The 25,395-nt window shown below is 51.7% G+C and carries 23 protein-coding genes; 12 read left to right on the top strand and 11 right to left on the bottom strand.

Annotated elements, in window-relative coordinates:
• Positions 1 to 96: 96 nt before the first annotated feature.
• Positions 97 to 1,224 carry an N-acetylglucosamine-6-phosphate deacetylase gene (gene nagA, locus ACCI49_RS15200; RefSeq protein ID WP_371839911.1) on the bottom strand — a complete coding sequence of 376 codons (1,128 nt, stop codon included), beginning with the start codon at positions 1,222 to 1,224 and terminating at the stop codon, positions 97 to 99.
• Positions 1,225 to 1,274: 50 nt separating this feature from the next.
• Positions 1,275 to 2,273: a glucosamine-6-phosphate deaminase NagB-II gene (nagB-II, locus tag ACCI49_RS15195; protein WP_371839910.1), complete on the bottom strand. Its 999-nt coding sequence runs from the start codon at positions 2,271 to 2,273 to the stop codon at positions 1,275 to 1,277.
• A gap of 277 nt (positions 2,274 to 2,550) precedes the next feature.
• On the opposite strand from nagB-II, the gene ACCI49_RS15190 reads away from it, so the two are divergent.
• On the top strand, positions 2,551 to 3,417 hold the full coding sequence (locus tag ACCI49_RS15190; protein WP_371839909.1) for a DUF6279 family lipoprotein: 867 nt from the start codon (positions 2,551 to 2,553) through the stop codon (positions 3,415 to 3,417).
• A gap of 277 nt (positions 3,418 to 3,694) precedes the next feature.
• On the top strand, positions 3,695 to 4,972 hold the full coding sequence (locus tag ACCI49_RS15185; RefSeq protein WP_371839907.1) for an aspartate aminotransferase type Ic: 1,278 nt from the start codon (positions 3,695 to 3,697) through the stop codon (positions 4,970 to 4,972).
• 85 nt (positions 4,973 to 5,057) lie between these two features.
• On the opposite strand, the gene olsF is transcribed toward ACCI49_RS15185, so the two are convergent.
• The 3 genes from olsF to ACCI49_RS15170 form a co-directional block, all read right to left on the bottom strand.
• Positions 5,058 to 6,731 (bottom strand): bifunctional ornithine lipid synthase OlsF, encoded by a 1,674-nt coding sequence (gene olsF, locus ACCI49_RS15180; RefSeq protein ID WP_371839906.1) that lies wholly within the window; start codon positions 6,729 to 6,731, stop codon positions 5,058 to 5,060.
• The gene (locus tag ACCI49_RS15175; protein ID WP_371839905.1) at positions 6,728 to 7,519 is read right to left on the bottom strand and encodes a UDP-2,3-diacylglucosamine diphosphatase; all 792 of its coding nucleotides are present in this window, start codon (positions 7,517 to 7,519) and stop codon (positions 6,728 to 6,730) included. The genes olsF and ACCI49_RS15175 overlap by 4 nt, the downstream gene beginning before the upstream one ends.
• Positions 7,520 to 7,837: 318 nt before the next feature.
• Positions 7,838 to 8,170, bottom strand: a complete 333-nt coding sequence (locus ACCI49_RS15170) for a DUF1820 family protein (protein ID WP_371839904.1) — start codon at positions 8,168 to 8,170, stop codon at positions 7,838 to 7,840.
• Between the two features lie 181 nt (positions 8,171 to 8,351).
• Between ACCI49_RS15170 and miaB the strand changes: the two genes are divergently transcribed.
• The 6 genes from miaB (at position 8,352) to ACCI49_RS15140 (ending at position 15,170) form a co-directional block, all read left to right on the top strand.
• The gene (gene miaB, locus ACCI49_RS15165) at positions 8,352 to 9,719 is read left to right on the top strand and encodes a tRNA (N6-isopentenyl adenosine(37)-C2)-methylthiotransferase MiaB (RefSeq protein WP_371839903.1); all 1,368 of its coding nucleotides are present in this window, start codon (positions 8,352 to 8,354) and stop codon (positions 9,717 to 9,719) included.
• Between the two features lie 206 nt (positions 9,720 to 9,925).
• Entirely contained in the window at positions 9,926 to 10,954 is a 1,029-nt protein-coding gene (locus ACCI49_RS15160; protein ID WP_371839902.1) for a PhoH family protein, read from the top strand.
• Positions 10,955 to 10,971: 17 nt separating this feature from the next.
• The gene (gene ybeY / locus ACCI49_RS15155) at positions 10,972 to 11,442 is read left to right on the top strand and encodes an rRNA maturation RNase YbeY (RefSeq protein ID WP_371839900.1); all 471 of its coding nucleotides are present in this window, start codon (positions 10,972 to 10,974) and stop codon (positions 11,440 to 11,442) included.
• Between the two features lie 70 nt (positions 11,443 to 11,512).
• A complete protein-coding gene (locus ACCI49_RS15150) occupies positions 11,513 to 12,406 on the top strand; it encodes a CorC family transporter (RefSeq protein ID WP_371839899.1) in 894 nt (297 codons plus the stop codon).
• 32 nt (positions 12,407 to 12,438) lie between these two features.
• Positions 12,439 to 14,106 (top strand): apolipoprotein N-acyltransferase, encoded by a 1,668-nt coding sequence (lnt, locus tag ACCI49_RS15145; RefSeq protein ID WP_371839898.1) that lies wholly within the window; start codon positions 12,439 to 12,441, stop codon positions 14,104 to 14,106.
• Between the two features lie 149 nt (positions 14,107 to 14,255).
• The gene (locus tag ACCI49_RS15140) at positions 14,256 to 15,170 is read left to right on the top strand and encodes a TIGR01777 family oxidoreductase (RefSeq protein ID WP_371839897.1); all 915 of its coding nucleotides are present in this window, start codon (positions 14,256 to 14,258) and stop codon (positions 15,168 to 15,170) included.
• A gap of 50 nt (positions 15,171 to 15,220) precedes the next feature.
• On the opposite strand, the gene ACCI49_RS15135 is transcribed toward ACCI49_RS15140, so the two are convergent.
• The 3 genes from ACCI49_RS15135 to ACCI49_RS15125 all read right to left on the bottom strand — a co-directional run bounded on the left by ACCI49_RS15135 (position 15,221) and on the right by ACCI49_RS15125 (position 17,023).
• Complete coding sequence (locus tag ACCI49_RS15135) at positions 15,221 to 15,634, bottom strand: hypothetical protein (RefSeq protein WP_371839896.1); 414 nt, start codon at positions 15,632 to 15,634, stop codon at positions 15,221 to 15,223.
• Positions 15,635 to 15,794: 160 nt separating this feature from the next.
• Positions 15,795 to 16,577: a YdcF family protein gene (locus ACCI49_RS15130; RefSeq protein ID WP_371839895.1), complete on the bottom strand. Its 783-nt coding sequence runs from the start codon at positions 16,575 to 16,577 to the stop codon at positions 15,795 to 15,797.
• A complete protein-coding gene (locus ACCI49_RS15125; protein WP_371839893.1) occupies positions 16,574 to 17,023 on the bottom strand; it encodes a zinc ribbon-containing protein in 450 nt (149 codons plus the stop codon). Before ACCI49_RS15125 ends, ACCI49_RS15130 begins: the two co-directional genes overlap by 4 nt.
• Positions 17,024 to 17,186: 163 nt before the next feature.
• Here ACCI49_RS15125 and leuS point away from each other — a divergent pair, with 163 nt between their 5' ends.
• The 3 genes from leuS to holA all read left to right on the top strand — a co-directional run bounded on the left by leuS (position 17,187) and on the right by holA (position 21,414).
• Entirely contained in the window at positions 17,187 to 19,784 is a 2,598-nt protein-coding gene (gene leuS / locus ACCI49_RS15120; protein WP_371839891.1) for a leucine--tRNA ligase, read from the top strand.
• A gap of 86 nt (positions 19,785 to 19,870) precedes the next feature.
• Complete coding sequence (locus tag ACCI49_RS15115; RefSeq protein ID WP_371839890.1) at positions 19,871 to 20,395, top strand: LPS-assembly lipoprotein LptE; 525 nt, start codon at positions 19,871 to 19,873, stop codon at positions 20,393 to 20,395.
• Between the two features lie 14 nt (positions 20,396 to 20,409).
• A complete protein-coding gene (gene holA / locus ACCI49_RS15110; protein ID WP_371839888.1) occupies positions 20,410 to 21,414 on the top strand; it encodes a DNA polymerase III subunit delta in 1,005 nt (334 codons plus the stop codon).
• A 128-nt stretch (positions 21,415 to 21,542) separates the two neighbouring features.
• Here the strand turns inward: holA and ACCI49_RS15105 are convergent, their stop codons facing one another.
• From ACCI49_RS15105 to ACCI49_RS15095, 3 genes are all read right to left on the bottom strand, one after another.
• Positions 21,543 to 22,694 (bottom strand): hypothetical protein, encoded by a 1,152-nt coding sequence (locus tag ACCI49_RS15105; protein WP_371839886.1) that lies wholly within the window; start codon positions 22,692 to 22,694, stop codon positions 21,543 to 21,545.
• A gap of 515 nt (positions 22,695 to 23,209) precedes the next feature.
• Positions 23,210 to 24,394 (bottom strand): hypothetical protein, encoded by a 1,185-nt coding sequence (locus tag ACCI49_RS15100; protein WP_371839885.1) that lies wholly within the window; start codon positions 24,392 to 24,394, stop codon positions 23,210 to 23,212.
• Between the two features lie 52 nt (positions 24,395 to 24,446).
• A complete protein-coding gene (locus tag ACCI49_RS15095; RefSeq protein ID WP_371839883.1) occupies positions 24,447 to 24,926 on the bottom strand; it encodes a hypothetical protein in 480 nt (159 codons plus the stop codon).
• Between the two features lie 178 nt (positions 24,927 to 25,104).
• Here ACCI49_RS15095 and ACCI49_RS15090 point away from each other — a divergent pair.
• Positions 25,105 to 25,395: helix-turn-helix domain-containing protein (locus ACCI49_RS15090; RefSeq protein ID WP_371839882.1), on the top strand; the 291-nt coding region annotated here is incomplete at its 3' end.

The raw sequence follows: 25,395 nt of genomic DNA, 5'->3' as shown, positions 1-25,395 counted from the left end.
GCTCATTATCGGTACCCATGCCTCATACGGTCCCGAGTAAAATGTATTCTTCCCCCGCCTTTTTAGTGAGTATGACTTTTTTAAAGTACGAGGAAATCATTTACCAAAAACAGGGCGGCCACCAATCCAGGTTTTTCGCACTCGAAATTGCTTGTCCAGCTGAATTAAATCCGCCCTTGCACCAGGGACAACCCTCCCTGTATTCAACCCTAGAAATTGGGACGGATACAGGCTCGCCATACGCAAGCCCTCGCCAATTTCCACATAACACCAGCGACAAATATTTTGCACTGCACCGATCATATCCAGATGTGAACCGGCCAACTCTCCTGTGCTAGAGGTTAACTTGTCTCCTTCGCGGGTAACCACCCGGTCGAATAATGGAAAACTAAGCGCATCGCTTCCCACCAGCGACATGGCATCGGTGACCAATATTAATTTACCGCGCGGCTTGGATTTTAAAGCAAGATTCATAGCCTCGGGGCAAACATGGTGGCCATCAGCTATCAACCCACACCAGGCCTCATCACTAATTAAGGCTGTCCCCACCATGCCCGGCTCACGGGAGTGCAGCGGTGACATGGCGTTGTAAAGATGGGTAAACCCCGAGGCCCCAGCCTCCAGCGCCGCACGCACGGTTTTCCCATCGGCATTGGAGTGGCCGAGACAGACAGTGACCCCCATTGATACCAACCGGCGAATATCTTCCACCGACACAGTTTCCGGAGCCAGAGTGATAACCTTGACACCCAGGTCATCACGGGCATACAGGGCCCATTCTGCATCGCTCAGGGAACGGATCAAACCCTGCTCATGAGTCCCCTTCTTAGGGATACTCAGATGTGGCCCCTCAAAGTGAATGCCAATCACCCCTGGAATCCCTTTTTTTAGTGCGTCACTCACTGCGTCGGCGGCACGCTGCATAACTTCGAGCCGATCGGTGATTAAAGTAGGTAAGAAGGCAGTAGTGCCGAATTGTGCATGGGCAGCACCAATGGTGCGCAGTGCCGCGACGCTGGGCTCCTGATTGAAGAGTACACCGCCGCCGCCATTTACCTGCACATCCACCAAGCCTGGAGCCAACAGGCCGGCAATATATTGCGCGCCACTCGGCGCGCTCTCTCCAATGGAAAAAACCTTCCCATCCTCTCCAACAGTCAGGGCAACTTCTTCAAGAATCTGCTCGCCGTCAAACAATTGCTCCACTAATAGGGTATAACCCACGCGCCCCTCCTTAATAATTCCCCTATTACGGGGGTTCTGTGGGCAAATTATTATACGGTCTGAGTCACCTTTTTCAGTCCCGCCGGTTCGTCCGGGTTTATGCCACGGCTAACGGCCACGTGGGCGACATCAATATAAAAGCGCTGCAGCAATGCCAGCGGCGCCACTCGTGGATGCACCCCTTTACGCGGTACATGCAGATTGACCAATGTGCCTCCCCGACGCACTATATCGTCAATCTGCTCACTGTGGCAGCGAAAAGATTCATCCTCGATTGGTACATTAACCACGGTCAATTTGCCTTCCACCAAGGTCACTGGGCCGTGTAAAAACTCCGCACTGGAAAATGACTCAGCGTGGATATTGCACACTTCTTTCAGCTTCAGGGCCAATTCGCGAGTAATTCCATAGCCGGGGCCACGCCCAAGCACGACCAGGTTTTGTACAGCGGCAAGGTCTTCGGGGCGCAACTGGATATCCGCATTCACCGCCGCTTCCAAAGTCTCCGGTAATTTATCCAACGCCTGCTTCAGTGCTTTATCCTCGGTCCAGTAGGCCACCAGTTGCAGGATTGCAGATAAGGTTGCCAGATAGCTCTTGGTGGCGGCTACCGCCTTTTCCGGGCCCGCCTTCAAGGGAATCACCTGATCGACGACCTCCTTAATCGGCGCCTGCTCATCATTCACTAGCGCAACAGTATAGGCACCGCACTCTCTGGCCATTCGAGCCTGGGCGAGGATGTCCGGGCTGCGACCAGACTGGGATATCACCAGTACCAGGGCGTCATCCAGTTTTAATTTGCGTCCGTAGACACTGGAAACCGACGGTGCCGCAGCAAAGGTAGGCGTACCCGTTTCTATCTCTATCAGGTATTTGGCAAAAACACCGGCATGATCGGAGGAGCCACGCCCCACAATCATGACAAATCGCGGAGGCTGCCCACGCAAGCGCTCGCCCAGGCGCGCCATATTTCCAGCATTGTTTTGTAGCTGCTCGGCAATTCTTGCTGGGGCCTCCCGGGCCTCAGCTTCCATGATTGTGGTGGCCATGCCGCCCTCCACTCGTACTGACACTGGTACCCAGTCCCTCATTCCCTTTATCTTCGTGGGAAAAACTAGGACCACAACAAATAGTCTATGCGTTAGCCACACACAGGTCACACCCATTTGTCACAATGGGTTGCCACTGTCATTCCCTTTCCCAAGCAGGGAAGGGCCGCATGGCCAATCCAACATTTTCAGCGCCAACTCACCAAGTAACAGTCCATCATCTATGCTTGGGGTTGACCCATCGGCAGCGGCCGAAAATTTCCACAGGAAAGAGTCGATGGCAAAGCCAGCTAGCACGCCAATAATGTATTTCTGGCGCACTGTTGCGCTAATTGCCACCTTTCTACTGATCAGCAGCTGCTCCAGTATTCAGTTCGTCTATAACAACATAGATTACTGGATACGATGGAAGGCTAGCGACTACGTCAATCTGGATAGAAACCAGAAAGGCGAGCTGAGCGCGGCCCTGCAAAGTTTCTTTCGCTGGCACCGGCAAACACAATTACCCCGTTACGCAGACTTCCTCACTCAGCTGGCGGAACGGGTTGATGAAGGTGAGCTGGAAAACCCCCAGCTGGAACCTGTAGAAAAGCAAGTTGAAAAGTTCCTGCTTACTGCCAGTGAAAATGCCTACAATCTTTTGCTGCCAATTGCCGCTCAGCTCAGCGAGCGCCAGATTAATGAGCTGCAAGGCAATCTTCTAAAAAAAGATCAGAAAAGCCTGAAAAAATGGCAAAAATCTCCGGAAAAAATCCGGCGTAAGCGGGATAGGCAGATACGCAGGGAAAGCGTCCGCTGGCTCGGCACCCTTACAGAAGAACAAAAAAACCTGATTGCCGCCTGGGTAGCCAAAATAGAATACAACCCCCTGCAACGCAGTGAGCAGAGACGCCTCTGGCAAGCAAAGGTCATCGAGTTATTACGTACAAAGCCGACAGGATACCTGGAGAGGTTGCGCAGCCTACTGCTTAACCCAGAGCAACTCTGGTCGCCCCAGTACCGTGAGGCTCAGGAAAAACGCAAACTGCAGGCGCGGGAACTGGGAGAACAAATATTATCCAGCACCAGCCCAGCCCAGCGTCGCCACCTCAGCAATACACTACGGAAATACGCCCTCGACTTCCGCACCCTCGCCAGCCAGTGACTATTCAACCGAAGCGACAAGTTAAAACATTCGGGCTTTAAGTACTACTGGGTCAGAAGGAAAGAATACCCTGCACTCAAGACGCGCGGTGAATACATCCCTGCAAGCTCGTAATCGGCATCCATGCCTCATACGGTCCCGAGCGCAGGGTATTCTTTCCTTCCCCCTTTTTAGTAGATTCAAAAGAAAAAATTTAACCCGTTCTAATACAGGGCTGACGAAGCCGCACACCGCCTGCTAAGCTCGCCAACTCCAATGACTAGCGAGGGGAAATCACGTGCAAATCGAATCCGCTACCAGCATCCAATTAGCAGAGTTAGAAAAGGAATTGAGCGCCCATTATGAGCGTATCTGCCAACACGAGCTGAGTTTGGATATTACCCGCGGCAAACCCTCAGCAGAGCAATTAAATTTATCCGATAATCTCGACGGCATCCTCGCTGCCGATTATCGTGCCGCCGATGGCACCGATACGCGCAATTACGGTGGCCTGATTGGCCTCACCTGTGCCCGTGAGCTGGGCGCTGATATGTTACAGGTACCCACAGAAGAGGTCATTGCCGCTGGCAACAGCTCCCTCACCTTGATGTATCATGCAGTAGTAACAGGTTACCTGTTCGGCTTTGCTGGCAATACCCCTTGGAGAGAATTGAAGGCGCCTAAATTTCTCTGTCCAGTACCCGGCTACGACCGTCACTTCACCATCTGCGAACAACTCGGCATTGGCATGATCAACATCCCCATGGATGAGGAGGGCCCCGATATGGACGCAGTAGAGAAACATATCCGCGAAGACAGCGAAATCATTGGCATCTGGTGTGTCCCTAAATACTCCAATCCCAGTGGCGTCACCTACAGTAAGGAAACCGTGGAGCGGTTGGCACAATTGGGGCAGATTACCAATCCCGGTTTCCGTATTTTCTGGGACAACGCCTACTCGGTTCATGACCTTGGCCACTATGTGAGCCTTCCTAATATCCGCTCCGCCACCCTGGAAAATGACACTGTTGATTCAGTGCTGCAGTTTGCTTCCACCTCCAAGGTTACCCATGCTGGTTCCGGGGTTGCCTTCGTAAGTGCCAGCAGCGCCAATCTGGCATCCTTGAAACACCAGTTGCAAGCCATGACCATTGGCCCGGACAAGGTCAACCAACTGCGCCATTCCCGTTTTTTTACCGAGTTCACCACCCTAAAAGAACACATGCGCAAGCACGCCAATATCCTTAAACCCAAGTTTGAATGCGTATTGGAACACCTTCAACACGGCCTGGGTGAATCTGATCTGGGTCAATGGGAAAAGCCTGAAGGTGGCTACTTTGTCTCTTTCAATACGCGCCCGGGTTGTGCTAAGACCGTGGTACAACTGGCAGCGGATGCAGGAGTAAAGCTCACACCGGCGGGTGCCACCTTCCCCTACCGAAAGGACCCTGAAGACAGCAATATCCGTATTGCCCCGAGCTTCCCATCCCTAGAGGAGCTCGATACAGCCATGTCTGTATTTGTACTCTGTGTAAAACTGGCAAGCGTTCGACAACAGTTGAAACAAGCAAGCTAATTGCCACCGGGAATTTCATCGAAGATACTGCGGAAAAGGCGACCAACACGGTCGCCTTTTTATTCATTATTTACTGCCGACAGCCTTATCCTGCTAAATAACGTTTGGCAAACTTTTCATCGGCCAAGTCGAGGTCGACTACCACCAACCCATCTACGGAGTCACAAAAATCCGGATCGATATTAAAAGCATGAAAACTGGTGCCTCCCGGCTTAGTGAGGGCAGCATATTTTTTAAAGAGTGGTGGCAGTACCACCCCTTCTTCTCGCAGTACTTGCTTTAGTTGGCGCATATCAGCTATCGAGTCTCCCTGTAATTCCGGTAGGGTTTCACGCCCCTGGAGAAAAGGCAGGCGCGCATCTCCCAGGGAATTTTTCGGAGCAAAGTAATGGGAGAAATAGCGAACTATGGCAGATTTGGCTCGCACGGAAAAAGTACCGGGCATGGAAACCGGCCCAAACAGATAACGTATTTTATTGCGTAAAACCCATTGGCCGATGGCACACCATAGTAAATCCAGCCCTCGCCCTCGCCAATATTCGGGCAGTAAAAAACTGCGCCCAAGCTCTGCAGATCCCGGCAGGCATTGGCGTGGTGGGCAGAGATAATTGAAAAGCGTACTACTATAAATTTCCCCTTCACCAAGAGCCTCCGTTCCCGCCAGGCGATAGGCCCCGGCAATGACTTGGCGCTCATGATCCCATAGCAACAGGTGATCATAATGGGCGTCGAAGGCATCCCAATCCCGGCTATGCCCCGTACCCTCCCCCACTGCCCGGAAAGCCACCTCTCGCACCCGGGCCAATTCACGCATCACCGGACAATCAGCCCTCTGCCGATAAAGACGTACGGAGAACTCACCTTGTGCTGTCAACGCTTCGCAACTTTCAATTATTTTTGCCACCTCGATTTGAGGTTCCGCCGCTGCAATTATCTCGGGGCCAAGAGGGGCGGGTGAACGCTGTAACCTATACACATGCTTGCGCCAGAGCGCTGCCTGGGCACGTGGAGTCAGGGGCCAACTGCGGAAATGCTCCGCTTCGAGCGGGCAACCAATTCGGATATCAATACCTCGGCTAGCCTGCTTAAACATCTCTCGAATCAACCAAAGTGTCGACAGTGGCTTATTCAGCATCGACAGGCCATAAAACCACCAGGAATTTCTGCCGAGTACCTGCACCGGAAGAATCGGTGCATTAACCTTTTCCGCGAAGCGTACAAACCCGGGATTCCATCGACCATCGCGCACTCCCTGAGGGGTCAAACGTGACACTTCCCCAGCAGGGAAAATAATAATGGCACCATCCTGGCCGAGGTGATCATAAATCCCCTGAACATCCGCACGGCTGGTGCGCCCCTGAAAATTGTCCACAGGTAAAAAATAAGGGCGCAGAGGTTTGATATTCCAAAGTAACTGGCTGGCAACGGCCCTTACATCTTTGCGCACCCTCGCCACCATATCGATCAGTGCAAGTCCGTCGAGACTGCCGAGGGGGTGATTGGCAACAATAACCAGCGGTCCACTGACAGGAATCCGTTCAAGTTCGGAGGGCGTTAACTCGTAGCGGAAATTCAATTCGGTAAAAAGCTGGCGGATAAAATCAATTCCACCCAAATGCGGAAAGCGTCGACCAAATTCCATTATCTGCTCTTCGCAACAAATTTTTTTCAGCGTTGCTGAAACCAACTTTCTGGTTGGCTTTTGCGGCGCGGCGCTATACCAGGCATTTTTCTGCAGGAGCGCTTCCAGTTGAATCATGCTGCCACCACCTCTGTCATTATACTGGCGATTTTGGGTGCCCGGTACCAATGCAACAGTTCCAGCCTGCCATCCTGCTGCTCCACCACAGCACTCATAGAGTCGACCCAATCCCCACAATTGGCATAGGTCACTGTACCCTTCCCGATATTTTCAGTGCGCAGTGCCGGGCGGTGGATGTGTCCACAGATAATTCCATCCATTTCCCGCGCTGCTGTCTCTGTTAAGGCAATATTTTCAAAATCCCTCATCATCTGCCGGGCTGCACCCACACGATTTTTTACCTGGCTGGCCAGTGACCACCAGGGTTTGTCAAAACGGCTGCGCCAGTAATTGATCCAGCGATTAAAGCGCAGCATGAGATAATAGCTGCGATCACCTATGTGGTAGCTCACGGGATTCATTTTTAGTTGGTGCTCAAATTGGTCACCGTGAGTGACCCAGTAACAGCGACCATCAACAGCAGTGTGTACCCAGTCCCGCTCAATGCGAATATTGCCGAGGCGCTTGCCGGCCCAGCTGCGCATTGGCGCATCGTGATTCCCCGGAATATAAATCACCTCGGGAGTGAGATTGCTTAATTCCGACAGCATGCCCAGTAACATGGAAGAGGCCTGGCACCAGGTACCTCGCCCTTGTGTCAGGGCATGCATATCGAAAATATCTCCCACCAGGTAAACCGTATCGGCACGGTTCTGCGCCAGAAAGTCCGCCAATCGATCAGGCTCACTGTCCCGACTACCCAAATGAACATCGGATATCCACAGTGCCCGGTAGCGATTGCTCATAGTTAAGAATCCAGCCTCTGACCAGTTATCACCCCCCGTGCAGTTACCATTATCGGTACAAAAGGGGGGCCACCAGCCCGACAAATACCATTAAGTTAGTTTTATGAATCAGTATTCAACGAGCTGCAATCGAGTGAATTTCTGTAAAATCATCGATTGCCTCGGCAATCACTTTGCAGCGATTTGATGACAGTCCGGAGGATTTTTATTGAAGCTTATATTGCAGAGTAAAAGAAGGGATTGCGGAGGCATTCGACGCCCAAATCTACCGAACCGAAGGCCCAGCAGATTTGGTGGGGCAAAAATAGAGAGAGGATTTTAGTCGGTATCCTGTGGATGCCTGACAGGAGGGGCAAACGGAAACTTCGCCACCTTGTCACCCTTGACCTCAACAATCTTGCCTGTCCCCTCTTTCTCCACTTCGTCAATACGCACGATACTATGCATGGGAATGTAGGAGCGGGTTACTGAGGCAAATTCGTTTTTTAGCTTTTCCTCACTGGGATCAACAACCAGCTGGGCCTTCTCCCCAAATACAAACTCCTCAACCTCGATAAAGCCGTACATATCGCTCTGATAGATAGCCCGGGCATAGAGTTCATACACTTGGTTCTGATTGTGGAAAATTACTTTATATATCGGGTTGGCCATAAGTCTCTCAGGAGGGGGTATGCCCCGAAGATCGAAATTGTTCAGAAACCGGGCAAAGCCCGAAAAAGCGCGCAAGAATAGCACAGCTTCTCACCCGCTAATATAGCCATCTATGCAGTACCGGGTCGTGTCGCTATAATGCCCCACCCTTTCAATTGACCAGTTTTTAATCAGGCGCGATATGTCCGATACACCGGCGAAAAAGCTATACATCAAAACCCACGGCTGCCAAATGAATGAGTACGATTCTGCCAGGATGCGCGATCTGCTTGGCGAGTCCCACGCCATGGTACCTACTGACGACCCCGAAGAGGCGGACGTGCTGCTGGTCAACACCTGTTCTATTCGTGAGAAAGCCCAGGAAAAACTATTCCACCAGTTAGGTCGCTGGAGACGCCTCAAAGAAAAAAATCCCGACCTGGTCATCGGCGTCGGCGGCTGTGTAGCCAGCCAGGAAGGCGAGGCCATCGCCAAGCGTGCACCCTATGTGGACCTCATTTTCGGCCCGCAGACTCTGCACCGCCTGCCGGACATGATGGAAACCCAGGAGCAGAAAAACGGCGTAGTGGTTGTGGATATTAGCTTTCCGGAAATCGAAAAGTTTGACCGACTGCCCCAACCCGAAGCTGACGGCGCTACCGCCTTCGTTTCTATTATGGAAGGTTGTTCCAAGTACTGCACATTCTGCGTGGTTCCCTATACCCGCGGGGAGGAAGTAAGCCGGCCAGTTGCCGATGTACTGGAAGAAGTTGCCCACTTGGCGGACCAGGGAGTACGCGAAGTCAACCTGCTGGGCCAGAATGTCAACGCCTACCGCGCCGCGGGCGAAGACGGTCATGAGGTGGATTTCGCCGAACTGATTACTTATGTTGCAGCGATCGACGGAATCGATCGCATCCGCTACACCACTTCCCACCCTGTGGAATTCTCCGACGCTTTGATCGACGTTTACGCCCAGGTGCCAGAACTGGTGAGCCACCTTCACCTGCCGGTTCAGAGCGGTTCCGACCGCGTGTTGATGGCCATGAAACGGGGCCATACCGCACTGGAGTACAAGTCCAAAATCCGCCGTCTTAAAAAAATACGTCCGGATATCTGCCTGTCATCCGACTTTATTGTGGGTTTCCCTGGCGAGACAGATGGGGACTTCGGGGCCACCATGAACCTAATCCAGGAAGTGGGCTTCGATATTTCCTTCAGCTTTATTTACTCACCGCGCCCCGGAACACCGGCGGCAGATCTGCCCGATGAAACTCCGGAAGAGGTCAAGAAAGAGCGCCTGCAACTGCTGCAAAATCGTATCAACCAGCAAGCTGCGGCTATCGCCCGGCGCATGGTGGGCAATACCGAGCGGGTTCTGGTAACCGGCGTTTCGAAGAAAGATCCCGGCCAATTACAGGGGCGCACCGAAAATAACCGAGTAGTCAATTTCTGCGCCGACAATTTGACCTTGATTGGCAAGTTTGCCGATGTTCTGATTGAGGAAGCCCTGCCCAACTCCCTGCGTGGCACGCTAATTACCTCAGAGTTGGAAGAAAATCTATTTTAAGACCCAGGAAACCGTTCTTCCCGGCAAGATGTGCTTCACAACCACCTCTTGCCGCCAAATTGGCCTAAGGCGTCTAATGAAATTACAAGGTGTAATTAAAATCGGGTAAAGTTAGAACTGATTGGTAGCACTCAAAGCTTTCCCATATGGGGAAAATGGGTATACCCTAGCAATGAACCCTACAGATTAAGGTGCCGGAAACCAGTTTGGAAACTCAAACCCTCGCCCACAGCATCACCCTCGAGCCCAACGACGCCCGCCGTCTCGCCAGTCTCTGCGGCCAATTCGACCAACATCTACGCCAGATTGAACAGCGATTGGATATTGAGATCCGCAACCGCGGCAACCAGTTTGCCATCTATGGCGCGCCCAAGCCGGCTAAGGCAGCGGGTGAACTGTTGAATTTCCTCTATAAGGAGACCGACTCACAGGATCACCTGACACCAGATGAAATCCATTTGGCCCTACAGCAATCCGGGGTGGAGGAGTTACTCAACCAAGGCGACCAAGGTGATTCTGCAGAAACCGACCAGGTAGTTTTAATCCGTACCAAGAAGTGCTCTGTACGCCCTCGCGGGTTAAACCAACGAAAGTATGTGCACGCAGTACAATCCAACGATATCAATTTCGGCATAGGCCCAGCGGGTACAGGGAAAACCTACCTCGCAGTGGCCTGCGCGGTCGAAGCCCTGCTCAAGGATCAAGTGGAACGCATTCTGCTGGTACGACCGGCGGTTGAGGCCGGTGAAAAACTTGGTTTCTTGCCTGGTGACCTGAGCCAAAAAGTCGATCCCTACCTACGCCCGCTCTACGATGCGCTCTATGAGATGCTTGGCTTTGAGACCGTAGGAAAACTGATCGAACGCAATGTTATTGAAGTGGCACCGCTAGCCTACATGCGCGGGCGCACACTGAATAACGCCTTTGTCATTCTCGACGAGAGCCAGAATACCACCCGTGAGCAGATGAAAATGTTCCTGACACGCATTGGTTTCGGCTCAACTGCGGTGATTACCGGTGACCCCAGCCAAGTGGATTTGCCGCGCGGCCAAGCCTCGGGATTACGCCATGCTGTTGAAGTACTCAGTAAGGTAAACGGTATTAGTTTTACCCATTTCGGCGCTAAAGACGTGGTTCGCCACCCTCTGGTGCAGCGCATTGTGGAAGCTTACGATATCCACGAAGCCAACCGGGAAGTGAATGTTGCCAATAGGGCCGACGAGAATGCCGCCTAAGGCACTGCTGCACTTTTATGATTGATTTAACTCTGGATATACAGCGGGCCAGCCGTTTTACAGACCTGCCCTCCGATGAAGACATTCGCACCTGGGTTACCACGACGTTATCCGGTCACCGGGAAGAAGCCGAGCTCTCTGTGCGGATTGTTGATGAGGAGGAAAGCCAGCAACTGAACCATCAGTACCGCGGCAAAGATAAACCAACCAATGTGCTGTCCTTCCATACAGACTTCCCGGCGGAACTAAATCTCCCACTGTTGGGAGACCTTGTAATCTGCGCTCCGGTTGTGCAGAAGGAAGCGGAGCAACAGCACAAAACGCTTTCGGCGCACTGGGCACATATGCTGGTCCATGGCACACTGCATCTGTTGGGCTATGACCACATCGAAGATACCGATGCCGTATTAATGGAAAAGCTGGAGACACAATTGTTGGAAAGTCTCGGCTTTGCAGACCCCTACGCCCCCTTTGAGGAGGCGGGTTAGCAGCACAGGCCTAACCACAAGCTACCTACTAACTGTTACTGATTACCAAGAGACGAGAGATACCCGGAGCATGGCCACTTCCATGACCACTGACGAGCCCCCAAGTAGTCACTCTTCCAATAAACCCCGATCGAGTGAAAAAAACTGGCTGGAGAAATTATTCGGCGCATTTTCTGCGGAACCGAAATCCCGCGATGAGCTGCTGGATATCATCAAGGACGCGGCTGACAACCAACTGGTCGATGCTGAGGCGCTATCCATCATTGAAGGTGCCCTGGATGTTTCCAGCCAGCAAGTTAGGGAGATAATGATCCCCCGCTCGCAGATGGTGGTTGTGGGCCTGGAAGACAAGCCCGAGACTTTGTTGCCCAAGATTATCGAATCCGGCCACTCCCGCTTCCCGGTTGTCGGGGAGAGCATCGATGATATCCGCGGGATACTCCTGGCCAAAGACCTGCTCCCACTGCTCCTCAAAGGCGTTAGCGAATTCCAGCTCGAAGATGTAATTCGCCCTGCCAATATCATCCCAGAAAGCAAACGCTTGAATATTCTCCTGCGGGAATTTCGCGAGAATCGCTATCATATGGCGGTTGTTATCGACGAATACGGCGGTGTCTCCGGCGTTGTTACCATTGAGGATATTCTCGAGGAAATTGTCGGAGAGATTGAAGACGAGACCGATGAGGAGGAAGAGGATAGCTTTATCCGGCGTGTGGGCGACAATGACTATATTGTCAAGGCTCTCACCCCCATCGAGGAATTCAATGATTTTTTTGAGTGTGAGTTCAGCGATGAAGAATTCGACACTATTGGCGGTCTAATCATGCAGTCTTTCGGGCACCTGCCTGGACGCGATGAAGTTACCCGCTTAGGTGACTTCATGTTCCGCGTGCTCTACGCGGATAGCCGACAAATCCATCTGCTGCGCGTGGCCCATATGCGCACACCGCCGGAAGAAGGTTAACCAACAAGCCTTCTCTGGGATCTACTGGCAGGATGTCGAATACTAGCGACGACCTGCCCAAGACTACGGCAGTGAGGGCAGGAAAGATTAGGTGCTCCGGCACTGCAGCTGAGCATCAATTAAGCGAGTCTATGCGAAGATTACTATTTTCCCTCGCCAGCGCTGGCGCTGGCGGGTTGATGACACTATCTCTCGCCCCATTCAATTATTGGATTTGCGGGCTGCTATCCCTGGCCCTGTTTTCCTGGCTAATTCTGCTGGCCTCTGGAGGGAAAACCCTACGCGGGCGAAGCACTCTGTGGCTGGCTTTCTGCTTTGGCCTCGGCTTGTTTGCCAGCGGGAGCTCCTGGGTCTATGTTTCAATCACCAATTTCGGCAATTCATCGGTCCCCCTTGGGCTCGCGCTTACCGGCAGTTTAGTTGCCCTGTTGGCAATTTTACTTGCCACCCCTTTTTATTTTCTCGGTCGCTTCACTGATAACAGGTTCAGCTTTGCCCTCGCCTTTGCCGCCCTATGGTTTATCAACGAATGGCTCCGCAGCTGGGTATTCACCGGATTTCCCTGGCTGTTTTCAGGCTACGCCCATCTGGAGACCTGGCTTTCAGGGTGGGCCCCTGTACTCAGTGTTTATGGCATTGGCCTGCTGATGGCTTTCACAGCGGCAGTGATAGCACTGGCGGCCAGCGGACGCTTGGTGCCACTCAAGCGGCGCAGTCATATCGCCCTGCTCGTGGCGGCCCTGCTTCCCTGGCCTGCGGGCGCCATCCTCACCAATATAGAATGGACCCGCGCCGAAGGCGGGATCATCACAGTGGGGTTGGTGCAGGCAAATATCCCCCAGGAGAAAAAGTGGCTGCCGGAATTTCGTGGCGAAACCATCAGCCGCTACCAGGACGGCACCCGCGCCCTAAACGATAAGGATGTGGATGTCATTATCTGGCCGGAAGCGGCACTGCCGATGCTTTACGGCCAGGCCCCTAATCTGATGCAAGCCCTGCAACGCAATGCAGAAAAAACCCAAACGGACCTAATCAGTGGCATTCTCTACGACAGCCGCAACCCCGATGAAGGCCGTCGCGTTGTGCATAACTCTGCAGCGGTTTTTGGTCAGAGCCCCAGTATCTATCATAAACGCCACCTGGTTCCCTTCGGAGAATATGTGCCCCTAGAAAACCTGATTCGGGGCACTATTGAGTTTTTCGATTTGCCCACCTCTTTTATACGCTCCGGGCCCGATGAACAACATCCCCTCAACGCTGGGGGAGCCAGCTGGGCACCGCTGATCTGTTACGAGATTGTCTACCCACGCTTGGTTGCCAGCAGCGCACTCTCCGCTCAGGTGCTCCTGACTATCAGCAATGACGCTTGGTTTGGAGAATCTATAGGACCTTTGCAGCATATGCAGATGGCCCAGATGCGTGCACTGGAAACCGGCCGCTACTTGGTGCGCGGTACCAATACCGGGGTGACAGCCATTGTGGATCCTCGCGGTCGTATCCTCGAACAACTGCCTCAATTTGAAAGGGCGAATATGACAGGCGATATTCGCGCTATGCGGGGCGCTACCCCCTTCATGCTCGCCGGTATCTCTATCGTCTTTGCCCTGGCGCTGCCGATGCTAGCGCTGGCAATTATTTTGCGCCGCAGGACAACGAGTAAAACCCGCAGCTCTATCACCGGCGAGGTCACCGACCAATAGCCCGCCTTTAAGGCGCCCACGATGTTCTTGCCCCGGCAAAGCACCGCGGCAAGAATAACTCCACCGCCGCCAGGGTCGCACCTCTACTGGGGATGACTGCTATGCTGCAAGCAAATTATCTTTAAAAAATTTGGCAGGGATGCCCTTCTATGCATTGTTTAATCAGTGGTGGCACCGGCCTCATAGGTAGACTTTTTTGCCAACGCTGGCTCGCCCGAGGCAATACAATCACGGTATTGAGCCGACACCCCGATAAGGTGCGTACCCTCTGCGGGGAATCTGTCGAAGCTTACAGCGAGCCCGAGGAGGTTAAACATCCAGTAGATGTCGTGGTGAACCTGGCTGGTGAACCTATCTCACGCCGCTGGACCGACAAACGCCGCAACGAAATTCGCAGCTCACGTCTGAATACCACCGAAAAGTTGGTGCGCTGGACTCTCGCTCAACGTAAGCGCCCAGATTACTTCCTGTCGGGATCGGCAATTGGTTACTACGGAGACCGTAGCGGGGAGCTACTCAACGAGGATAGCCCTCCCGGCGGTGGTTTTTCTGCCCAGCTATGTCGCGACTGGGAGGCTGCAACCCTTCCCCTGCAAAGGGCGGGAATCTGCGTGGGAATCATACGTACCTCTATAGTGCTCTCTACCCGTGGCGGCGCCCTGCCACAGATGTTACCGGCTTTTCGACTTGGGCTCGGCGGTCCCATGGGCTCCGGTGAACACTGGATGAGCTGGATTCATGAAGAGGATGAGGTGGGATTAATGCTGCACGCTATCGACAAGCATTTGTGTACAACATTCAATGCCTGTGCTCCCGAAGCGGTGACTAACAATAGCTTTTCCCGGCTGCTGGCCCAGCAGTTACACAGGCCTTCCTTTATGCGCTCACCGGCATGGCTCCTAAAGATCCTTTTCGGTGAAATGGCGGAGCAATTGCTGCTGGCCAGCGAACGGGTCGAACCCCGCACCGCCCTCGACAGCGGCTACAGCTTCCAGTTTCCGACACTGGAGCAAGCTCTGGCCGATTTAATAAATGGCAGCAGCACCAGCAAAGCCAGCGCTTAAGCACCTGTTAAAAAGGCGGCAGAGGCCTGCAAAGAGCTTCGTCAGGACGCTCAGGCAGCGGCCATGCTGCTCTCCAGCGCCTCCGACAAATAGCGGCGACTGGATTCGCTGGTTACGAGGTCCCCGTGACACTCCATCGGCGCAGAGCCCACCCACTGGGCATGCCAGCGATACCATTGGGACTCTTCAGCCCTCTCACGCAGCTCGATAAATTCCACTTCTGATGGGTCAAAGTGATACTCGCGGACAATTTGTCCCGCAAAGGTTTCAAAATTCTTACTTAGCTGAGCGCCACTCTCTGCGCCGGCACATAGAAATAACAGAGTTCGCCCATCCTGCTTCACGCGTTTGAAGCCAATCCAAACCGCACGGTTTAAGCGATTGTGCAGTTGAATAGGACTAAAAGAAACCGGGATGCCATTCATATTAAGGTTATCTCGTTTATTGTTATGTTTGTTATCCACAGTCGCTACTCCATATTAAAAGATAATCAGCAGGTTGGTTCTGTGGCGCCAGTCATCCTAAGTCCGGTACAACTAGCATTCAAGAGTACTTTTTATCTGGCTTGACGCCTGTTCCCTCATATCCTGTAGCCCTCTGAAATTCCTTTAGTGCAAAAGTTCCTCAACATTTCCGAATTGGCGGCAGGGGCCTAAAGCGATACCAAGCCTGCGCCAACAACTCTCGCCAATAGGTTTGTGTCCGCAACAGCGCCGCCGCGCTGGGTACCCAGCGCAACACGCCTTCCCGGGCCCGTGGCAAAAGCTCTGCAGAGCTTCCCACGGGTAGCGGCTGCACTTGCAAGCCCGCGCTGTTGAACACCGCGGCGGCCCGAGGCATGTGCCACCAGTGAGTGACCAGGACAATACTTTTCACATCAGCACCGTGCAATATCGCAGCGCTGTTTACCGCATTCTCCGCGGTAGTACGACTGCAATCGTCGCGCCAACTTACCGAACGGGACACTTCTCCCTCTAATAATGCCGCCATCATCTCAGCCTCGGCCGCGCGCTCATTTCGGAAAACCCTACCTCCCGAAACCATTATCGGCAGGTCTTTCGGCGCGTGTTGCGCAGCCCACAACGCCCGTTCAAGGCTCGATGCAGAGAGGCGTTCGCTACCGGATTCACCGTCCCTATAGCGCCCACCACCGAGGATTACGATGGCCTGTGGCGCTGCACCTGTGATATCCGGCGCACCTCCCAGTCGTTTTCCCAACCAACTTGAGAAAGCTGGAGTAGCGCTAATCCACAACACCGTGAAAGAAATCACCGCTAGGGGTAGGGAAAACTTTTCCAGCAGGGAACCTGCAGGCAGAAAACGCAGGAAAAATGCCAACAGCAACCCCAATAGAGGAGCCAGGGGTGGCATCAGCAGGCTGGACATAATTGTATGAAATTCGATCAATACTCTAGGCCACCCTCTATTTGTCGAAAACAGCCGTAACCACAGCGGTGGCACGGCGTTATCTGCGTATTCTCTGGTGGGAGAGCACGGTAACCACACCCCAGACACTGCAGCTCCTCACCAGCGCCCACATATTCACCGGCCAGAGCCCAAGGTTTACCCTCCCGGATACAGCGCATCAGGTTAGGCCAGGCCGTTTCCGTTGGGTCTGCTGCGTTAAGCAGCCAGTCGCCGCCGCGCTCCTCCAAAGTGCGCAACTCCCCGCCAAGGCCTTGGAGGTAATCCGAAGCGCGATGCAGGTCATCCTTTAGCCAGGCGCGAAGAAAAGCCACTTTATTAGCGGTAAGATCCTCGACTGCCAACTCTCCTTCAATTAAATTTTCCAGATCCTCACGAAACTCATCGGCCAGATCATCCTTCGGCGGTAACTTTGGTTCCTTCGTCACGGTATCCCTCCTATAATCTCGCGTTTACGCATCCTAATAGATGCTCCGGAGACGGCAATTGATCGCGATCAACCCCAAAGATTGCAGATCACCGGCAGTCCCACCCAGTACATTGCACGGTTTCCCCGCAAATTTTTGATCACAGAGTATAGGTCCCCAATCAATGGAAGAGCAGTACAACCCCTCCGCAGTCGAAGCTTCCGCCCAGGAATTCTGGGAGGCCGAAAAGAGCTTTGAAGTAAAGGAAGACGCCGGCAGGGAAAAGTTCTACTGCCTATCCATGTTCCCCTATCCCAGCGGCAAGCTACATATGGGGCATGTGCGCAACTACACCATTACCGATGTCATCACCCGCTACCAACGTATGCAGGGTAAGAACGTACTGCACCCCATGGGCTGGGATGCTTTCGGTCTGCCCGCAGAGAATGCCGCCATCCAGAATAAGACCGCTCCAGCCAAGTGGACCTACACCAATATTGATTACATGAAAGGGCAGTTGAAAGCCCTCGGTTTCGGCTTTGACTGGTCGCGCGAACTGGCTACCTGTCAGCCCTCTTACTACCGCTGGGAGCAATGGTTCTTTACCCGTCTGTACGAGAAAGGTTTGGTCTACAAGAAAAATTCCGCGGTGAACTGGTGCCCACACGACCAGACTGTACTCGCCAACGAGCAGGTGGAAGACGGAGCCTGTTGGCGCTGCGGTACCACCGTGGAACGCCGCGAGCTGGCTCAGTGGTTTATCAAGATCACCGACTACGCAGAAGAGCTGCTGCAAGATCTCGATAAGTTGCCCGAGTGGCCCGAGCAGGTGCGCACTATGCAGCGCAACTGGATCGGTAAGAGCCGAGGTGTAGAGCTGAGCTTCGCCCTGCCCAAGCCTGTGGCCGGTGTGGATCACTTTGATGTGTATACCACCCGCCCGGACACCCTGATGGGAGTTACCTATGTCTCCCTTGCTGCCGAGCACCCTATCGCCCTGGAGCTTGCCGAGTCCAACCCAGAGCTAAAAGACTTTATCGCCGAATGCAAAAAGCAGTCCCTGTCCGAAGCCGATATGGCCACCATGGACAAAAAAGGCATGGATACAGGGCTTAAAGCTCTTCACCCCATCAGCGGTGAAGAGGTCTCCGTATGGGCCGCCAACTACGTACTGATGGATTACGGATCTGGCGCTGTGATGGCTGTACCGGCACACGATCAGCGCGACTGGGAATTTGCCCAAAAGTACCAGCTGCCCGTAATGCAGGTTATCGAGGCCGCCGATGGCAAGCCCATTGACCTGGAGAAGGAGGCCTTCACTGAGAAAGGCAGGCTGGTAAATTCCGGCAGTTTTGATGGGCTGGATTTTAACGGTGCCTTTACTGCGATCTCCGAAGCACTGGTCGCTACCGACAAAGGACGAGTGACCACAAACTACCGCCTGCGCGACTGGGGTGTCTCCCGCCAGCGTTACTGGGGTGCACCCATCCCCATGTTCAATCTGGCTGACGGCGGCGAAATTCCTGTACCTGCAGAAAAGCTCCCTATCCTGTTGCCGGAAGATGTGGAGCTCGACGGTGTCCAGTCCCCCATTAAAGCTGACCCAGAGTGGCGTAAGGACGAATTAAACGGCACCCCGGTAGAGAGGGAAACCGATACCTTCGATACCTTTATGGAGTCCAGCTGGTACTACGCCCGCTATACCTGCCCAGATTTTGAAGAGGGCATGTTGGACCCGGACCGCGCCAACTACTGGCTGCCCGTCGACCAGTATGTGGGTGGCATTGAGCACGCTATCCTCCACCTCCTTTACGCGCGTTTCTTCCACAAGCTGATGCGCGATGAGGGGCTGGTAAACAGCGATGAACCTTTCAAACAATTGCTGTGTCAAGGCATGGTTTTGGCCGAGTCCTTCTATAAAGAAGAACACGGCCATAAAACCTGGATCAATCCAGCCGATGTAGATGTCGAGCGGGATGACAAGGGCAAACCCATCAAAGCCATTGAGCGGGCGACCGGCGACGAGATCATTGCTGGTGGCGTGGTCAAGATGTCCAAGTCCAAGAATAACGGCATAGATCCACATGCTGCGGTTGAGCAGTACGGCGCCGATACCGTGCGTCTATTCACCATGTTCGCGGCACCACCAGAACAAACCCTGGAGTGGCACGATGCTGGCGTAGAGGGAGCCAGCCGCTTCTTACGCAAGCTGTGGAAGACAGTTCACGCTCATATAGCAGTCGGCTCCCAGGGTACTGAAATTAATCAACAAGCCCTGAACGACAAACAGCAGCAACTGCGTCGCAAGACCCATGAAACCATCCAAAAAGTAAGCGACGACTACGGCCGCCGTCAGACTTTCAACACTGCGATCGCAGCAGTGATGGAATTGCTCAATGAAGTGGGCAAGCTTGCGGAGCGGAACAGCGAGCAGGGTCTCGCGGTTGAACGGGAAGCTCTCCAAGCCGCCGTACTACTGCTGGCCCCGGTCACTCCCCATGTCTGCCATCAGTTGTGGCTAGTGATGGGCAACCCCGGTGCATTGATCGATGCTCCTTGGCCCAAAGTGGATGAAATAGCGCTTGTACGCTCAACCATCACCCTCGTGGTGCAGGTCAACGGCAAAGTGCGGGCAAAATTGGATGCGCCTGCCGATGCGAATAAGGAGAACCTGGAAAAACTGGCTCTGGAAAATGAAAACGTCCAGAAATTTATCGGTGAGGCCACAGTACGCAAGGTTATTGTCGTACCAGGCAAATTGGTGAATATTGTTGCGAAATAGACCCGCAACCCGATAGCCGGGAGCGCCTGCTCCCTGCTCGCTTCGGCTGCGATTCGGATCGTCGGCCCAAATAAGCTAGGTAGTTTATGAAAAAAATCGCAAGTCGAATTGTTGCTTTACTAGCCGCCATTAGCATTGCCAGCTGTGGTTGGCATCTGCGCGGTGCACCAAAGAACTTTCCCCCGGGCAGCACTATTTACATTTCCAGCGAGAACCCTCGCAGTAATATCGCTGATGAGCTAAGCCGCTTGCTGCACAATGGTGGAGTCCCCGTCGCTGCATCACCGATAGAAGCAGACTACGTGATGGTTATTAACAGAGAGATTGAACGCAAGCTAACTGTTGCAGTGGATTCAGAGGGCCGTGCCTCCGAATATGAGTTGATCACCAGCGCTATTTACAGTGTCCGCACAGGTAGTGGTGAGGTTCTACTGAACAGAGCTCAGGCAGACGTCTATCGCTCTCTCGAATGGGACGTCTCGGAGATTGTCAGTAAAGGCGAGGAGGAGCGACTGCTGCGCGCTGAAATGCGCCGTGAACTAATCAGCCGTATGATTGACCGCTTGCGTCGAATTGACGTCAATGCCCCCCTGGAAGATAAAAGCTACTAAGTGCTTGTACAGTAATGCGCATCAACCCCCACCAGCTACAACAAAACCTCAACAAGGGGCTCGCTCCGGTTTATATCGTATCCGGCGACGAACCTCTGCTGGTACAGGAGTGCTGCGACCAAATCCGTGTTGCGGCAAAGAAAAATGGATTTAGCGAGCGCGAACTCCTGCATGCAGAACACAATTTCGACTGGGGATCACTGCTCTCTTCTGCAGGCAATATGTCCCTTTTTGCGCAAAAAAAGCTGATCGAAGTCCGAGCACCCGGCGGTAAGCCTGGAGATAAGGGGAGTAAAGCCTTACAGGAGTTTGCCGCTCTGGCCAGCCAGGATTTGGCCTTACTATTGATACTTCCAAAACTGGAAAGATCCCAACTCAATAGCAAATGGATCAAGTCTCTGGAGCAAGTAGGAGTACTGGTTCAAGTCTGGCCAATTACTGCCCAGGAAATGCCCCGTTGGATCAACCAACGACTTGGCACTACCGGCCTTTCCGCTGAACCAGCAGCAGTGCAAATTCTGGCAGAGCGAGTTGAAGGAAACCTGCTTGCCGCAAGTCAGGAAATCGAGAAACTTAAGCTGCTAAACAATGGTGGATCTATAACCGTTGAGCTACTGGAACACAGCGTTACCAGTTCCGCTCGCTATAGTGTTTTTGACCTTATTGACAGAGCGCTAGCCGGAGACGCGGACAAAGCCGTAAGAACTTTGCAGGGATTACGCACAGAGGGCATTGAGCCACCGGTAGTACTTTGGGCCCTGGCTCGGGAAATTCGCTCATTACTGGAGATTGGGGAAAAGCTCGACCAAGGCCAACCCCTGGCCCGCTTGGTGCGCATCCAAAAACGCCAACCTCTGATTCAAACGGCCCTTTCCCGCCTGGCTCCACGTCAGCTGGAGGCTCTACTTCTGAGAGCTCGCGCTATCGACACTGCTATTAAAGGGGGGGCTGAACAACAATCACCCTGGACAGGCCTACTGGAACTCACTTTGAATTTAAGCGGCCAACGTAGCGTTTAGACCCAAGCTATTTCACACTGCCAATACCCTTTCCTTATCGCAGCCAGAAAGTGCCTTTAACGCATAAGAGCCTCTCCATTTACAGGCGGAGGCTCCTACTAGCTACTTTTACCCGGCGTCAGCCAAAATTAATTTTGAGAAGTTGTAGCGACATTGCTATCGCCCAGTTGGAAAACACTGGCCATATTGTTTGCGCTGGTCTGAGTAACAAAGGTAGTGTTTTCGCTACCGATTTGGCCAAGGTATGCACTGTGCTCAACTCCATTCTGGGACAAAACTATTATGTTATCGCTGCTGCCCAATTCATATTGGCCAACCTCGGCGAGGTTCAATTCACCGACCTGATCGATATCTATAGTATTGGCAACGCCTTCGCTGGCACCTGAAACTGAGTTGCTGTTACCGGTTTGATCGATAGTTGCCAAATTCGTCTCGCCCCACTGGTAGAAGTCAGCCATATTAACACTACCGCTTTGAACCAATTTGGTGGTGTTATCGAAGCCAAAGGTTTGGATGAAACTAAAGTTATTGACACCATTTTGAGTGCCTATCACTACATTGTCATGACCGCCCTGCCAGACCCTGCTGTAGTGTCCCTTACCATCCTGGGTAACGGTAACCATGCTATTGTTACTGGCTCTTTGTATGACTTCCATGAAGTTGAAGTCGCCAGTTTGCACGAGGTAAGCGGTATTCTCTAAACCAAGCTGGAACAAGTCGCCAATATTTCCATTACCAACCTGACCTCCGTAAAAGACATTTGAATCAAACACCTGAAAACTACGAAAGTAATTGCCATCCCCCTCCTGCACTAAGGAACTCATGTTGTCATTGCCTCCCTGTTCCATATCTGCAAGGTTATCATTAGAGCTAACGTACTGATCGAGATATATGGTATTTTCTCTACCGGCCTGATAGGCATTGGCGGTATTTCTGGAACCACCCCATTGGTGTAAAATCCCCATGTTTCCCTCACCTTCCTGGTAAGTAAATGCCTCAGAGTCCTCCTGATTTACTTGTTTCGTCTCAGCCCAGTTACGAGTACCAATCTGTGACTGGTCGACGTAACTATTATCCGAAAAGGACTGGCCAACATAGGATTGATTGTTATCCCCTTCTTGCCACTGATAAGCAGTGTTATTCGTTGATTCACTGACTTGGCTTATATTTGCCTCGTTACTATTACCAGATTGAAACTGATTACCGTAGTTGCTACTAGCTACAGCCTGTCCAATACCTGCAAGCATAGTAATCGCAACACCAAGTAAAAGGATTTTCATTGATGATTCTCCTTCAGACCATTTAAAAAACACCAGAAAACAGGGCACTAATATTAATACACTTCCTACACTGAACGCTTGTCACGGAATCGCACGATAAATATAAATAATCCTTAATTTGAACAATGTTGACTGGATCACAGCAATCGTTCTGAAAAATAACAGTTCCAATCAACTAAGAATGGTTATTTTTTATTGACTCATGCTGAACTGTAAAGTAGTTGTAGATTTCGCGTCACCCACCTGTTCAATCCCCACTCTCATTGGACTTAATATCCTAGAGAAGAATCACCTGATTACTAGCAGCTTGTAAGCAAACGACATGGGAAACCTATTTATAATTGCCTTTTGCTAGCTGTCACGAAACGATCATTAATAAAATTGCCTGCATTCTTCAAATATATGCCAGTACGAGCACCTTAGAGACAAAAGATGAGAACTATCAACCGAAAAAAGGTCCTCTCCATTTTCTGGGGAGGACCTTTTGTATTACTTCTACGAGAAATTATCCAACATTAGTTTTGAGCAATCGTCGCGAGGTTATTACCGCCCATTTGATGAACGCTAGCCATATTGTAAGCACTGGTCTGATTGACATAAGTAGCGTTGTCATTGCCACTTTGCGCCAAATACGCACTATTATCAAAACCATTTTGGGACAAAGCGATTATATTATCACTGCTACCTAAACCATACTGTTCAACCACTGCGGTACTCAACTCACCGACCTGATCGATATCCACAATATTCGCAATGCCTTCACTATAGCCTAAAGTTAAGTTACCACTACCAGTTTGAGCGATGGTTACTGTGTTCATATCGCCATACTGGGTAAATTCAGTCGAGTTGACATCACCTGTTTGAACCAAAGTAGCGATGTTACCAACCCCCACCTGATAAATGTCACCGATATTATCGATGTCATATTGAGTAACTGAAATTACGTTGTCTTCACCGAATTGAAAGGCAATGCTGGACTGGCCAGTACCTTCCTGAGTAAGGGTAGTAACATTGTTGGTGCCATTTTGAACGACATCCAAGTAATGAACGTCGCCAGTTTGTATCAAGTTTGCAGTATTCTCCTGACCTGCCTGGAAAAGCCAACCAACGTTGCCATCACCTACTTGACCGCCATGAAATCCTTCTGCAGAGCCATCCTGACTGCTATTCCATACATTGTGGCCATCACCCAGCTGGGTACTTACAAAAAAGTTACCATCTCCTTCCTGGGTTAAGGTAGCCATATTATCACTGCCAGCTTGCAGCATATCTCCATAGTTACCATTTGCGCCAGTAATTTGATCTAGGTGCATGGTATTTTCACTGCCTATCTGATAGGCATAGGCGGTATTTCTGGAACCGTTCCACTGATGAATAATACCCTGGTTTCCCTCACCTTCCTGAGAAGTGAATGCCTCAGAGCCCTCCTGATTATACTGCCGAGTTTCGCTCCAGTTACGGGTACCAACCTGCGTCTGGTCTATATAGTTACTATCTGCTGAGACTTGGCTAGCGTAAGCTCTGTTATTATCCCCTTCCTGCCACTGGTAGGTAGCATTATTAGTCGATTCAATGACTTGACTGATATCCGCCTCATTCTTGTTCCCAGACTGTAGTTGGTCACCAAAATTTCCATCAGCGAAAGCCTGACCAGCAGTAACAATCGCGGCGATCGCAACACTAAGTGAAATCTTCCTCATTTATGCTTCTCCCTAAGACAAAATAAAAAATAAAAACATATGCTACAGCGAGCTAGTCATACTGAACTATCTCTACTGCGTGGTTGTCACCAAACTGCGCGACAAATCCAAATAGCCCATTTCCGTTTTGGATAATGTTGGCCGAATTTCCATTTCCAATCTGATTAATAAGGGCGATATTATCCAGCCCGTTTTGAACGAGAGTTGCTTGGTTATAAGCTCCGGACTGAGAAATAGCTGCATAGTTATAGTCACCACTCTGGTGAGCCACAGCCACATTAGAATAACCACTCTGTGTGAGGAATATCTGATTGTACTGACCTTTTTGAGCAATATCAGTTACATTGTTATCACCGATCTGCGTCACCTCAGCCCACTGTCCACTAATGGAATCATCTCGCAGAAGAAGTAAGTCAAGAGCCCCCTGACCAGACGATAACTCATTATGACTATCAATATCACCAGCACAGGTAAGTGAAACCGGCAAAAAAAGTAAGACCAGACAGCAGATAGCCGTTCTGATTGCAGTCACTCAGCTTCCCTCAGTCAAATTAAATTAACTATGTAAAGTTCGCCAACTGAGCCACTATAAAGACAACAACTAGGGTAATAAATCGGAAAAAAGCGTATTTATCCAGGGGAAAATGACCTTAAAAATACAACTTTCGTATTATTAACCCGGTGGCTCTATAGTTCTGTATAATACTCAAATGGATATTATTGATGCAAGAAAATTACCCGCTTCCGCGCAGGAAGAGAAACGCCGAACTGCCGTAAAGCTTTGGAAGAAATCAGAGTCTATAGCAGAAATTGCACGGACACTGGATGTCTCCAGTCGAGCAGTACAAAATTGGATCAATGCTTATAGAGCTGGGGGCTTCAAAGCATTGGCCGCTAAAAAGCGCGGCTATCCAGAAGGTATGAACCGCAGGTTAACAGCAGAGCAAGAAAGAAAGCTTCAAAAACAAATCGCAGATGAGCATCCAGATCAGCTCAAGCTT

Origin of the sequence: Microbulbifer epialgicus (assembly GCF_041447265.1) — a bacterium.
Classification (GTDB): Bacteria; Pseudomonadota; Gammaproteobacteria; order Pseudomonadales; family Cellvibrionaceae; genus Microbulbifer; species Microbulbifer epialgicus.
The sequence above is the reverse complement of the archived record's forward strand: the minus strand, read 5'-3'. Positions and strand labels throughout refer to the sequence as shown.